We start from the raw sequence: 13,668 nt of genomic DNA, 5'->3' as shown, positions 1-13,668 counted from the left end.
ATTCAAATTTATTATTAAATATTCAATTTTATTAGTCATCACTTGGTTCTTCTTCTGCTGCTACTTCTTCAGTGTTATTTTCACTTTCAAACTGTTTTGCAACTGATGAACCTGGATAGAAATCTATATTATCTTCGTCAGCTTTTTCTACTAAGTGTCCTGGTGCATTGATTTTTTTACCATTAAGTGTAATATGACCATGTACAACAAAGAGTCTTGCTTCTTTAGCAGTGTGACTTAAACCTTTTTTGTATACTAAACTTTGTAATCTTCTTCTTAATACATCTTCAATGTTAAGATCTAATACTTCTTCAAGTTTAGCATTAGGTGATATGAAACCTGCTCTTACTAGATGATCTAATAATTCTTTTTCTTTTTCTTGTCTCTCGTCAATATCCATACCTAAGATAATACGAGCATCTCTTCGGTATCTTTTTACTCTAGATTCAGCTTTCCAGATTTCTTTTTTATTTTTTAATCCGTATTTATTAGCTAATCTGTTTTCTTCTTTAATACGTTCTGCATTCCATGGATGTGATGGAGTGTCGTACTGTTTTCGTGGTTTTTTTGGATGTCCCATAATCAAATCTCCTTCAAATTGTATTTATTTCAAAAAAATTTTTTATCCTACTTATTCCACTGAACCTGGTCTTGTTCTGCTTACACCAACAGAAGATCCGTGTCTGAATGTTGATTTTGTTCTTTGACCACGTACTGGAAGACCAACTTCATGTCTTTTACCTTTGTAACTTCTAATCATTTTCATTCTGTTAAGATCGTCACGTTGGGTCATTTTTAAGTCAGATTCGATTAAGTGTTTTGTTTCACCAGTTTCATAATCGTTTCTTCTGTTTAAGAACCATTCAGGAATTCCGAATTCTTGAGGATTCTCAAGAACGTCTTCGATTTTTTTTACAGATGCTTCATCAAGATAACCTATTTGTTTTTCTTGGTCTAAATCTGCAACTTTACATATAGCAACAGCAAATGCTTTTCCAATACCTTTAATTTCGGTTAAAGCTGAAACTGTTGGTTTATTTCCGTCAACGTCTTTACGAGTTACACGAACCATATGTCTAAATTCTTCTTCAGCCATGTTAATTCTCCTTTGTTTTAATAAAAAAGACTAGATTACTCTAATGTGTTAGAAGTAATTTCTTTATAAGAAAAAATAAGCTTTGTTTATGTTATAATTATATTAGATGGAATATCATGGATATTTATTTATTTTTGTAATCTTTTTCAGAAATAATCTAGTCAAAACGGGAATACCCTGTTTATGTTAATTGATTAAAAAATAATAAATAATGTTAAAAAAAGTCATTTTTTTTAATGAAATTCATGATATCATTTTTTGTTCTAAATAATTATAAGCGCCGAGACTGGGATTTGAACCCAGGAGGAGATCACTCCACAAGATTTCCAGTCTTGCGCCTTACCAAGCTAGACTATCTCGGCATCTCTACCTTATAATTAATCAGAATAAGACATTATGTCTTACAATAATAATATCTTCATTCTTAATATAAATCTTCTTCAATAGCTATTTTTTCATAACTATAGATAAAGATTAATATTTCAAATTTTAGAGAGTACATTCTCTTATATTTTTGCACATTTTTACATAGCCAAAGTTAATCTATGTAAATTGTTAATATTACACCATTTTTGATGATAATATTTTATAATATTGACCTCGCCCCTAATACGCATATTAAAGGTTCTACAGTTAATAAAAAAATTGTTAATTTGTTAATTGAAGAATAATCATATTAAAAATAATATTTTTTATTATTTTTTTCCTACGTTATTACTTCCACATCATAGGATATGTATTTGGTAGTATAAATACTTTTTGAATATCTACTACTATTTTTGTATCACTATTGATTATGTCATCAATAGAATATAGACATTTTCCTATTGCTAGTAATTCATCTTTTAGAGTCATTACTGCTATTATGTTATTTTTATGTATTTGTTTATCTATTTTTACAATACCACTACTTGCAAGGTTTGCCCCATGACATATTGCATCTACTGCTGAATCTTTAACATATATTTTTTTAACATATTTTGTGGTATATTCCATTGGCTGTATTAATTGTCTCAATATATCTTCATTTGAATCTTCTTTGTAGAATATGTATGCATCTGTTACATCCTGTAATGTTGTTAATGTTTCATCTTCCTTGAATGATCCTGCCATGGTTCTTCGTAGTTCTGCCATATGTGCTCCACATCCTAATGCTTCACCTATATCATGACAGTACTTACGTATGTATGTTCCTGCTTCACATTTTATTCTAAATAGTACATCTTGGTTGTCTCGTATTTCTAGTAGTTTAATTTCATATATTTTCCGTACTCTTAGTTCACGTTTTACTGCTGATTTTATTGGTGGTATTTGGTATATTTTTCCTGTGAATTCATCAAGTATTTCTATTATTCTGTCTTCATCTACTGGTTTATGTAATCTCATTAAACATACATATTCTTTTGGTGATAGTAGTAGTAATTGTAATGCTTTTGTTGCAGTATTCAATGCTACTGGTAGTACTCCTGTTACCTTAGGGTCTAATGTTCCTCCATGACCTGTTTTTGTTACATGCATTATATCTTTGACCCATATATCTATTTCATGTGAAGTTGGACCTGAGGGTTTATCTATATTTATTATACCTTTGTTAATGTGTTCTTCTATACTTCTCTGATCTGGTGAACATCCATAATCATAATCAGTTTCTGCGTCACATTTATATTCATATTCTGTCATGGCATATCAAACTCTTAATTTTACTCTTATTATGTTATATTTTATTTTTCTAGTTAATGTACTATTTTAGGTAAAGTCTATCCCACCCTTTTTTTATTGGGATAGAAAATCATCTATTATTAATGTATATATGCTGATATCTGATTCTGGATATTCTATTTCATCTTTTGTAAACCATCTTGCTTTTAGTATTTCATCATGGTCTACTTTAATTTTTCCAGAATCATATTCTGCCTTATATGCACACATTAATGAATTTGGAAATGGCCATGATTGACTACCCAGATATTCTAGATTTTTAACTTTTATTCCTACTTCTTCTTTTATTTCTCTATGTACCGCATCCTCTATTGATTCTCCAGGTTCTACAAATCCTGCTATCAGTGCATATTCTACCTTGGTATCATAGCTATGTCTTGCCATTAGTAATTTATCATCTTTATGTATTCCTATTATTACTGCTGGTTCTATTGTTGCATGATGTGATTTTCCACAGTTTGGACATTTGAGATTCATATGTTTTTGTTGAAGTTGTGTTTTTGTCCCACATCTTCCGCAGTATTGATGATTTATATACCAGTCATTTACTAGTACTGCTCTTCCAGCTATCTGATATGTTTCCGGATTAATACAGTATATCTCATGTAATTGATAAAAATTACCATGACTATCTACATTAACCACGTGACATGGTCTATTTTTATAGATGCCTATATAGAATTTGAAATTTACTTTGAATTTATTCAGATATGATTTAGTAACTAGTGGTATTTCCTTATCTTCTGTTAAGAATACTTGACGTTCTTTATTAACAATTAAGTAGTATGCTTCATCATCAGTATCATAATTCTCTTTAAAGTCAAGAGTATAATTTTCATAAATCGATTTATTATACATATACTATATTATGTAAGATAAAAAATTTATAATTTAAAAAAAAAGTAAAATTAATAATTATTATTATTCACTTCTCTTAACTTGTCAAAATATGGTTTATATGCTCCGTCAACATCACTTATTCTACGTATACCTCTAATTCTTTTATGTCTGTCAATAATCTTAGGTATATCATAATATTCACCATATATACATTTTAGATAATAATCAGGATTACGTGGACAATTATACTCAACTCCACAAAATGTTATTGTTTTCAGTGGAAAAATCATATTAGTATCCATTACAACAAAATCATATGTGTTCCACTTACTTCGTACTCCATCAATACCGGGTATCATATAATCCTGTTTATCATAACTAAGGTTGAATGAATCATAGTATTCATCTATTGCAATACTACGTGGTGTTCCTTTTAACAGTTTTAATAAAAAACTTTTTCTTTCACTGTTAAATTTCTCATCAATACCATCAAATGGTGATACTAAAAAATCATATGCAAAAATATCTATTCCACCATAAAATTTCTTTCCTTTCAAACAACGAATCTGAAGAAAAGTAAAAATACTATTCTCTGATAATTTTTCATCTATTTGTATATCAAGATAATTCTCTAGATTATTTATCTTTATTTCATTGGGTAATACTTCTAGCAGTTTATTAAAATCTTTTCTCATCATACCAACATCCATATCATCATCCCATGGAATAAAGCCATCATGACGAACTGCTCCTAATAAATTACCATAATCCAACCAGTATGATAGATTATATTTCTCGCATATGTTTACAATTAAATTTAATAGTTCAATACATAATAGATGTGTATTTTTCAATGCTCCCTTTGGTTCTAGATTATAATCTAAAAATATTGTATTAAAACTATTATTATATGAATCTAGTATCTGTGAATTCTTTTTTGTATTTTCTTTTAATTGATCTGATAGTTCAATATTTTTATTTGTTAATTTTTTTACATCTTCCTGTAACTTTTTATTACTAGTTTCAAGTTCGTCTATTTTATTTTCTAATTCATTATTTAGAATTGTGTATTGATTCTTGTAAAAATTATATGAATCACTTTTCTGTAGAATTAGTTGTTTAATTTTGTTAAACAATGATAAGACCCCTAAATTTAACTGTTATATTACTTTATGTTAAAAATAACTTAATAAAGTATTCAATTCATGTTTATTGCGGAATTTATAAAAGTAGTCTATTAATTATGAATTGAAAGTGTTGATGTTATAAAAAAAAGAAAAAAAGAGATAGTTTATTTAACGCATTGCTAATTTAATATCTTCAGCTTTTACTGTTTTTCTTCCTGCGTGTTGTGCAAGTTTTACAGCATCTTCAGCGATTTCTGTACCGATATTTTCTAATACTTCTGCTAATTCAACTTTAGCATCATCACTAATTCTTGCTGCTCCTGCATTTTTTAATAGTCTTCCTACTGGTGCTATTGGTAATTCTGTCATTTTTTATCATTCTCCTTTAAGTTTATTATTTTTTTATATTATCTTTAATATATATAAATATTTAGTCTAATAAGCTATTATTTTCCCAAATATTTTAATATTGATTGATATTCTTAGATAAAAAAAGGATAGAATTAAATCAAACTAATGAAAATTAAAAACATCATATAGAATAATAATAAAACATGATACTAGGGAATATAATTAAATTTTTATACTAATTTTCTATTTAATATAATTGTATTTTATCTAATTGTCTATATAATCTATGAATTATAAAATATTCAATATTAATTTACTAAATCTTTTATACTAAAATTTAAAATATGAATTTAAATTATATTATATTATTGAGTGATTAACATGATAGAGACAGACGTATTAGTTGTAGGTGCAGGACCTGTAGGATCTACAGCAGCAAAACATGCTGCTAAAGGAGGAGCAAAAGTTATAGTAGTTGATAGAAAATCTGAAATTGGTAGTCCTAAACGTTGTGCAGAGGGAATATATGACAGAGGACTTCAATGGTTAGGTATAGAACCAGATGAACGATGGATTGCACAAACTATCTATGGTGGCGTTATATATGCCCCTAACGGTGATAGTCTCACTGTAGATGAAACGGCTCTACCTGAACATGGATATGTTCTTGAAAGAAAAGTATTTGATAAACACATGGCAATGGACGCAGCACGTGCAGGAGCAGAGATAAAAATAAAAACATTAATTTCTAATATAAGACGTTCAGATAATGGATTTATAGCAACATGTGAGTCTATGGATGAAACATATGAAATTAGTACTAAAATATTAATTGCAGCTGATGGTCCAGAATCTATTATTGGTAAAATGGCCGGACTTGACACAACTACACCACCAAAATATATGATGTCCTGTGTACCGTATGAGATGTGTAATGTTGATTGTGTACGTGATGAATTAATAGAATTCTATCTAGGTGAAGAATATGCAAGTGGAGGATATGCATGGATATTCCCTAAAGGTAATGGTGTAGCAAATGTAGGATTAGGTATTGCTGGTGATCTTTCAGAAAAAACAGCAAAAGAATGCCTTGATAAATTTGTAAAAACATGTCCACATACCCAGAACGCACAGCCTGTAGAATTCAATGTAGGTGGTGACCCTATATCTGGTCTCTTAGATAAAATATATGATGATAATATAATGTTATGTGGAGATGCAGCTGGCCAAGTTGACCCTATAGAAGGTGGAGGTATTATACTTGGTATGATGGGTGGTATGGCTGCCGGTCAAGTAGCAGCAAGTGCAATAAAGGAAGGAGATTACTCTGCAAATAAACTAAAAGAATATCCTGATAAATTTAATGAGTCAACATTTAATGTAGTACCTAAACTACCTGTAGCTAGAGATTTAGTACTTGAACTAAAAGATAAAGATTTTAATAAATTAGTAGAAGCAGCTAATAAACTTGATTTAACTAATGTTGGCACTAAAGATGTTATAAAAGTATTTCTTAAACTACCACCAAGACTTTCACTTAAATTTACAAAATTATTTAAAATGTTCTTGTAATTAACTAAAAATTAGATATCACTAATAATTAAAAAAAAGTATAACTCCTCACCTAACTTATTTTATTTATTAAAGTTTTAGAATGATGATTAATCTAAAAAAAAGGAAAGGTTAAACCACTCCTATTAACATAACTTCCTATATTCTTTCTAAATTATTTGATAAAAATTTATCAGGTTTTTCTTTAAATATTAAAGCAGCAAATATAATTACAATCACAGAACCAACATTATGTACTAATGCTCCTGTAATTGGAGTTAATATTCCTATAATTCCAAATATTACAGCAATAATATTTAATGTCATTGCAAATGATATTCCTCTGTTTATTGTTTTTAATGTTTTCTTAGAAATGTGTAATAAGTAGGGTAAAAATTTTATTTCATCATTAATGAATACAGCACCCGCAGAACTAATGGTTATATCACTGCCAACATCACCCATTGCAATTCCAACGTCTGATTTACTCATTGCAAGTACATCATTTACACCATCACCCACCATTAAAACTTGTTCACCATTGTCCTGTATTTTTTCTACATAATTTAGTTTTGTTTCAGGAATACAATTGGATTCTACTGTATTAATACCAACTGGACTAGCAATATATTTAGCAACATTTTCATTATCTCCAGTTAATAAAATTGGATCATATCCATTAGATTTTAAGTTATTCATTGTATATTTTACATTTTCACGTGGTGTGTCTTGAATTAATAGTATTCCTAAGAATTGATTATCATAGTATGTATATGTAATGGTTGAACTTAATATCTGATTTTTATCAATATCTTTTATGATTGGAATTTTAATATTATGTTTTTTGAATAATTTTTCATTTCCTACTATGCAAGGCTTATTGTTAATATTTCCACTAATTCCCATAGATATTTCCATGTTGAAATCATCTACTTCATATAATTCTTTGTCTGGATATTTTTCATGATAATGATTTACTATTGTTTTTGCTAAAGGATGCTCTGAGTATGATTCTAGTGATGCTGTAATTTTTAAAAATTCTTCTGTATCATTTAATAATGTTACTTCTTCTGTTACTTTAGGTATTCCTGTTGTTATGGTTCCTGTTTTATCGAATATTATATGTTCTATTGTATGAATTGATTCTAGTTTTTCAGCATTTTTCAGTAATATTCCATATTTTGAAAGATTACCTATTGCTGCTACTATTGCTGTTGGTGTTGCAAGTATTAATGCACATGGACAGAATACTACAAGTACTGTTACAGCGTTTGTTATTCTTCCTGTGAATATGTATGTTAATATTGCTATGGTTAATGACATTACTACTATATAATTTGCCCATTTATCTGCTTGTCTTACTATTTTACTGTCGTCTGTGTTTATGTCTTCAATCATTTTAATTAATTTTTGAAGTGAGTTTTCTTTTCCATCTTTGGTTACTTTTACAATTAGTGTTCCCTGGTTGTTGATTATTCCTGCGTATACTTCATCATTGATTGTTTTGTCAACTGGTATTGATTCTCCTGTAATTATTGATTGGTCTATTGTACTTATACCTTTTATTATTATACCATCTGCTGGTACTATTTCTCCTGGACGTATTTTTATTATGTTGTTTTCTTTTAAATTTAATGCGTTTATTTTTTCTTCATTATTTTTATTAATTATTGTTGCGGTAGTTGGCTGTAATTCTATTAGTTTTTCTATTCGTAATTGTGTTGTGGATACTGTTATTTCTTCTAGTAATCCACCTATTTCCATTATCACTGCTATTTCCCCAGCTGCAAATATTTCACCTGTGAAGATTGATGCTATTATTGCAATTGATATTAATATGTCTGCTTTGATGTCATGTTCATATATTAGAGCTAATATTGAATTGTATATTATTGGTATTGCACATAGTAATATGGCTATCCAAGATAGATCAATGCTGTATATTTTTATATTTATGAAGCTGAGTATCAATGCTATTGCTGAGATTGTTATTCTTGTTATATCATATTTATATTCTTTTATTTTTTCATTCATTTTTTTCACCTATAAAGTTTAATTATTGTAATGTTGTAGTAAGCATAATTTCTCAAGATCTTTTTAATTTATTTTAATGATTTTTTGATTGTTGGTTGATATGAGAAATATACCTATACCCCTATAGGTATTTAATAATATGAAAAAACAACTATATAATAAAATCTAAGTAACTTAACTAAAAATTAAACAAACCTTAAAAAAAATAAAAAATAACAAAAATACTGAATACATAATAAGTATAATTTAAAAAAAATAAAAATTAATAAAAATTAATAGAAAAATCATAATAATATAAAAGTACTTACAGAAAAAAGAAAAATACATCTAATAAAAAAAGTATAAAAAATAAATTCAAAATCTCATAAAAGAAAACTAACTTATAAAAAAAAGTCTACGAATAATACAAATTTATACAAGAAGTGAAAAATCTAAAAAAAGGATTGGAAGAAGATTAAATTAAACATTTTTCCATGTGTATTGTTCCAAAGGAATCATTTGTTACTTCTGTTATTTCATAATTATTATTTAGCCAAAATGGTAAAGCTCCTATACTATCTTTCTGGGTGTGTAAATATATTTCATGATATCCTTCACGTATACAGAATTCTTCAATTTTCTTAACCATTTTTGTTGCTAGTTTAGATCTTCTGTAATCTGGATGTACAAATACTCTGTATATACTTGCTGTCGTTTGAGGTGTATAATGTTTACCTTTAATATGATAGTCTTTATCATATTCTCTTACTGCCGCGGTTGCTATTATTTTTCGTTTATCTGTATCTATTGCTACAAATAATGTGTTTTTTTCTGGAGTTACGTAGTAGTCTTCCAGATTTATTATATCATAGTGGTATTGTGGTACATACTCCATATGATAACATTTTTTTATCATATCAAAAATAAATTCTTCTACATCAAATTCTTTCATTAAATCTTCATTTAATTCTATGATGTCTGTTTTCATTTTTATTTGAACTCCCAAGTATAATACTAAGTTATATTTTGTTATTACAAGTTATTATGTAACAAGTAATATAAATAGTTTATTTTGTATTACATTTTGGATAAAAAATAGCTATTTTGTAATAATTAATTAAAAAAAAGAAATCTTAGTTTACTAATAAAAAAAGTAGAAAAAAATAGATTAATGTGTTTCAATGAAGTTATTAATTAACCATGAAGAAATACTTATATCAGATGTTGGCTTGTCAATTTCATCTTTATCAAACCATTTAGCCTTTAGTATCTCATTTCCATCAACATTTATTTCACCTGAATCATAATCAGCAGTGAATCCTAACATTAATGAGTTTGGAAATGGCCATGATTGACTTCTCATATATTTCAGATTTTTTATTTTGATACCTATTTCCTCGGATACTTCTCTATGAACAGCTTCTTCAATAGTTTCTCCAGCTTCTACAAATCCAGCAATTAAGGAATAATTATGAAATTTATGATAACTATGTTTTGCCATTAATAGTTTTCCATTATTGTTTATAGCTACTATGATTGCTGGTGCTATTCTTGAATAATGCATTTGTCCACATTTAGGACATAACATCATCATGTCTTTCTTATCTAGTACTGTTTTTGTACCACAATTTCCACAGTATTGATGCATTTTATACCAGTCATTTACTAATATTGCTCTTGTTGCCATCTGATATGCTTCTTGATCAATATCATATAATTGTGGTAATGGTGTTAATTCATCGTCGGTATCTATATTAACTACAAAACATGCCTTATTTTTGAAGGTGCCTATGTATAAAATAAAATTCTTATCAAAATTTTCTAAAGTATCCAGAGTAACTAATGGAATACTTTTATCTTCTGTTAAATAAACATGTCGTTTTGAATTAAAGATAAAATAGTATGCTTCTTCCACGGTCCTATATTCTAAACTAAAATCAATAGTATAATTATTATAAAGTGATTTCTCTATCATAACTATACTTCTATTAATAATCATTCTTAAAATATTCTATAAAATAATCCCGATAATATAATGAAAAAATGCAGGTATACAAACTATGACACTCATTACTAAATTAATGGATAAAATAACTGAAAAAATGAAGGAGATTCTAGAAAACTATATATCCCATTAAATCTAATACCAATATATAACTAAATATTTAAAAATGTATTTTTGAAGAGGTGAAATGAAATGAAAGTAAGAGAAATAATAAGTGATGCTATTCATTTTCCAATAGATGACTATAAATCGTGGCTAATCTTAGGAGCTCTATACTTAATTGCAACATTATTATCAATGTCTCTAGATTATATTAATGGTGGAATAGGTTTTATATTCGGAATAATATCCATGATAATATTCATAATGATATATGGATACTCATTAGACATTAAAAGAAATACTATTCATGGAATAAATGAATTACCAAAACTGAACTTTACAAAAAATCTGGTGGATGGAGTAAAAACTATTTTTGTAACAATAGTATATACTATCATACCACTGATTATAACACTAATAATAGCATATCCATTAGGATTATACAGTAATACATATAATTTAATCAACGCATATGATGCAAATTATTCAACATTAGTAGCTAATGGAACTAGTAACGTTGATGCATTTATAAGTGTAATATCTGGAAATTCAACAGTAATTCCATCTAATATAGTATCATCATTCATGTCAAGTTTAATGATAACTATACTCATAGGAATAATATTACTTATAATATTTAGTATATTCGAAGTAATTGGTAATGCTCGTCTAGCAGAAACAGACAGTATATCAGCAGCATTAAATCTGAAAGCTGTAATAGAAAAAATTAATAGCATTGGATGGGGAAGATATCTCTCATTTATTATACTTCTAATATTAACAAGTATTGGAATCGGTATAATTGGAGGAATAATTCTAATGATCCCGGTAGTTGGTTCTTTAATAGAAGCACTAGTAATACAATCATTATTATTAATATTCTTTGCTAGGAGTATAGGATTAATATATAGAAATGATGAAGACCAAAATAATCAATTTAATCAAATAGAACAATTAAATCAAATTGATTTCTAATCTCCAATTCCTTCTCTTTTTTTAGTATAAAATTTATTCTATCGAGTTATTTTATTACCAACCATAACAGCTTTATCTAATTGATCTTTTTTATTAAGAATAGCTTCCTCATTCTCATTACCAATAAGTAATACAACATCTTCTAACTCAAAGCCTATACCCTGAAATATATCAGATGTTATATCCAGATTATTTTTTATATATTCATACAGTGGTGGCTCAATAGCAGCTTGACTTGCTATTATGGAAAATTTTTTATCACGAAGATTATCAACTCTAAGTAAACAATGTAATCTATCAATAAATATCTTAGCAAGAGAAGATATATTACCCATATAAATAGGAGTAGCTAATATAACACCATATGCTTCATCAATACTCTTATATACATCCTGTAAATCATCATCAAGAATACATTTACCATTATTATCAACACAATAATTATCAGCTTGACAAGTTCTAATATTCATATCATTCAAATCATAAATAACAGTATCAGCACCCTTAGACTTTGCTGTTTCTAATGCTTTAACAAGTGCTATTCTAGAATTACTTCCCTTTCTAGGACTTGTATTTATACCTACTATCTTCATAATAATCACCTATATTAATTTATTATATAATATAATTCTTTTTTTATTTAGATAATAAGTATAATTAAAATAAATAATAATTCTAGATAAAATAAGATAAAAATTCAAAGTTAAGAAAAATAAAAAAAAAGTTAATTTGGGAGGTTAAAAAATAAGTAAGTGATAAAAAAAAACTTTAACTTATAAATTTGCTAAAGCTTCTTTAACTGCTTCTATATCATCAGATACTTCAACAGTTTCATCCACTGGTTCTAAGTGTTTAATATTACATCTTTTGTTTTTAACTTCGTTTCCTACGATTTCAACAAAGTTTTCATCAATAACATCAACTATTACACATTTTTTCCCAGTTTCTCTTCCTGCGATTTTAACACATACTCTTCCTTTTTCTATTGCTGGCATATTTTTCACCTATTTATTTTTTTCTTCTATACAATTTAATATAATGTTAACTGTAGTTTCAGTATCGAAGGTACCAGTATTGATAACTAAGTCATAGATACTTAAATCATCAATATCTATATCATGAATTTCCTGATATCTTTTTCTTTCACTTGCTGTTCTTTCCTTGATTTCATAGTTTACAGTATCTAAACTTTTGCCTTCTCTGTAACTGATGCGTTCTGCTCTTATGTTATCTGGAGCCATAAGCCAGATTCTGTAATCAGCATTAACAAAGAATGCGGAAATTCTACCTTCAACAATTAAATTTTCAGCTTCATTAGCTATTTCAGCTTGTCGTTTATCTAATGCTTTATCAATATCATCATTACCCTCAGCAAGCTCACTGAATTCCAATAAATCCATATTGTTTTCTATAGCCATCTGTCTAAATACATCACCCGCTGATATATAGGGGATATCTAAATATTGTGATAGCTTTTTGGTAGCGGTTGTTGTACCAGTACCTGCGAGCCCACCAATAGTAATAATCATAATGATCTTGCCTCTTCTTTGATTAATTTTTTAGTACAGTTTGTACAATATTTTCCACCATAAGGTCTGTTTGGCCTTCTCTGGTTTTTAGATAGTTTTCTAATTTCGTATGGTCTTCCTCGTGGTACAGCATCTAATACTTTTCCACATTTTGCACATACATGTTTAGAAGGTTTTTTCTTCTTATAGTGTTCTACTTTTCTTCCACCTGGAACTGTTTTCAAAGATCTTTTGAATGTTTTTGTTCTAAATCTAGGTGCAGACATTGTGTATCCTCCTTTTCATTTTATTGGTTTTTATTAAGTTTATATTAAATTTCCCTTTGAACTTAATAAAATATTTAAGTTATATATTTACTTT

Annotated in this window: 15 protein-coding genes and 1 tRNA gene; 2 read left to right on the top strand and 14 right to left on the bottom strand. The window is 27.7% G+C overall.

Going from position 1 to position 13,668, the window contains the following annotated elements:
- Positions 1-31: 31 nt before the first annotated feature.
- From OTK55_RS05675 to OTK55_RS05645, 7 genes are all read right to left on the bottom strand, one after another.
- A complete protein-coding gene (locus OTK55_RS05675) occupies positions 32-580 on the bottom strand; it encodes a 30S ribosomal protein S4 (RefSeq protein ID WP_274871140.1) in 549 nt (182 codons plus the stop codon).
- A gap of 51 nt (positions 581-631) precedes the next feature.
- Complete coding sequence (locus OTK55_RS05670) at positions 632-1,096, bottom strand: 30S ribosomal protein S13 (RefSeq protein ID WP_274871139.1); 465 nt, start codon at positions 1,094-1,096, stop codon at positions 632-634.
- Between the two features lie 278 nt (positions 1,097-1,374).
- A tRNA-Ser gene (locus OTK55_RS05665) sits at positions 1,375-1,458 on the bottom strand.
- A 352-nt stretch (positions 1,459-1,810) separates the two neighbouring features.
- Positions 1,811-2,776 carry an RNA-guided pseudouridylation complex pseudouridine synthase subunit Cbf5 gene (locus OTK55_RS05660; RefSeq protein ID WP_274871138.1) on the bottom strand — a complete coding sequence of 322 codons (966 nt, stop codon included), beginning with the start codon at positions 2,774-2,776 and terminating at the stop codon, positions 1,811-1,813.
- A gap of 93 nt (positions 2,777-2,869) precedes the next feature.
- Positions 2,870-3,673 (bottom strand): NAD(+) diphosphatase, encoded by an 804-nt coding sequence (gene nudC, locus OTK55_RS05655; protein ID WP_274871137.1) that lies wholly within the window; start codon positions 3,671-3,673, stop codon positions 2,870-2,872.
- Between the two features lie 50 nt (positions 3,674-3,723).
- On the bottom strand, positions 3,724-4,791 hold the full coding sequence (locus OTK55_RS05650) for a LicD family protein (RefSeq protein WP_274871136.1): 1,068 nt from the start codon (positions 4,789-4,791) through the stop codon (positions 3,724-3,726).
- Between the two features lie 159 nt (positions 4,792-4,950).
- Positions 4,951-5,151 carry a histone family protein gene (locus OTK55_RS05645; RefSeq protein WP_274871135.1) on the bottom strand — a complete coding sequence of 67 codons (201 nt, stop codon included), beginning with the start codon at positions 5,149-5,151 and terminating at the stop codon, positions 4,951-4,953.
- 363 nt (positions 5,152-5,514) lie between these two features.
- On the opposite strand from OTK55_RS05645, the gene OTK55_RS05640 reads away from it, so the two are divergent.
- Positions 5,515-6,705: a geranylgeranyl reductase family protein gene (locus tag OTK55_RS05640; protein ID WP_274871134.1), complete on the top strand. Its 1,191-nt coding sequence runs from the start codon at positions 5,515-5,517 to the stop codon at positions 6,703-6,705.
- A 138-nt stretch (positions 6,706-6,843) separates the two neighbouring features.
- Here OTK55_RS05640 and OTK55_RS05635 read toward each other — a convergent pair whose 3' ends face one another.
- The 3 genes from OTK55_RS05635 to nudC (OTK55_RS05625) all read right to left on the bottom strand — a co-directional run bounded on the left by OTK55_RS05635 (position 6,844) and on the right by nudC (OTK55_RS05625) (position 10,672).
- Entirely contained in the window at positions 6,844-8,718 is a 1,875-nt protein-coding gene (locus tag OTK55_RS05635; protein WP_274871132.1) for a heavy metal translocating P-type ATPase, read from the bottom strand.
- Positions 8,719-9,172: 454 nt separating this feature from the next.
- Positions 9,173-9,685, bottom strand: a complete 513-nt coding sequence (locus OTK55_RS05630; protein ID WP_274871131.1) for a GNAT family N-acetyltransferase — start codon at positions 9,683-9,685, stop codon at positions 9,173-9,175.
- A 180-nt stretch (positions 9,686-9,865) separates the two neighbouring features.
- The gene (gene nudC / locus OTK55_RS05625) at positions 9,866-10,672 is read right to left on the bottom strand and encodes an NAD(+) diphosphatase (protein WP_274871130.1); all 807 of its coding nucleotides are present in this window, start codon (positions 10,670-10,672) and stop codon (positions 9,866-9,868) included.
- Between the two features lie 222 nt (positions 10,673-10,894).
- On the opposite strand from nudC (OTK55_RS05625), the gene OTK55_RS05620 reads away from it, so the two are divergent.
- Positions 10,895-11,779: a DUF4013 domain-containing protein gene (locus tag OTK55_RS05620; RefSeq protein ID WP_274871128.1), complete on the top strand. Its 885-nt coding sequence runs from the start codon at positions 10,895-10,897 to the stop codon at positions 11,777-11,779.
- Between the two features lie 38 nt (positions 11,780-11,817).
- Here OTK55_RS05620 and OTK55_RS05615 read toward each other — a convergent pair whose 3' ends face one another.
- The 4 genes from OTK55_RS05615 to OTK55_RS05600 form a co-directional block, all read right to left on the bottom strand.
- A complete protein-coding gene (locus OTK55_RS05615) occupies positions 11,818-12,372 on the bottom strand; it encodes a flavodoxin family protein (RefSeq protein WP_274871127.1) in 555 nt (184 codons plus the stop codon).
- A 180-nt stretch (positions 12,373-12,552) separates the two neighbouring features.
- Positions 12,553-12,774: a 50S ribosomal protein L14e gene (locus tag OTK55_RS05610; protein WP_069593195.1), complete on the bottom strand. Its 222-nt coding sequence runs from the start codon at positions 12,772-12,774 to the stop codon at positions 12,553-12,555.
- Positions 12,775-12,783: 9 nt separating this feature from the next.
- Complete coding sequence (cmk, locus tag OTK55_RS05605) at positions 12,784-13,308, bottom strand: (d)CMP kinase (protein WP_274871125.1); 525 nt, start codon at positions 13,306-13,308, stop codon at positions 12,784-12,786.
- Positions 13,305-13,574 carry a 50S ribosomal protein L34e gene (locus OTK55_RS05600; RefSeq protein WP_274871124.1) on the bottom strand — a complete coding sequence of 90 codons (270 nt, stop codon included), beginning with the start codon at positions 13,572-13,574 and terminating at the stop codon, positions 13,305-13,307. Before OTK55_RS05600 ends, cmk begins: the two co-directional genes overlap by 4 nt.
- Positions 13,575-13,668: the final 94 nt, after the last annotated feature.

The sequence above is a fragment of the Candidatus Methanosphaera massiliense genome (assembly GCF_028890305.1).
GTDB lineage: Archaea > Methanobacteriota > Methanobacteria > Methanobacteriales > Methanobacteriaceae > Methanosphaera > Methanosphaera massiliense.
The sequence above is the reverse complement of the archived record's forward strand: the minus strand, read 5'-3'. Positions and strand labels throughout refer to the sequence as shown.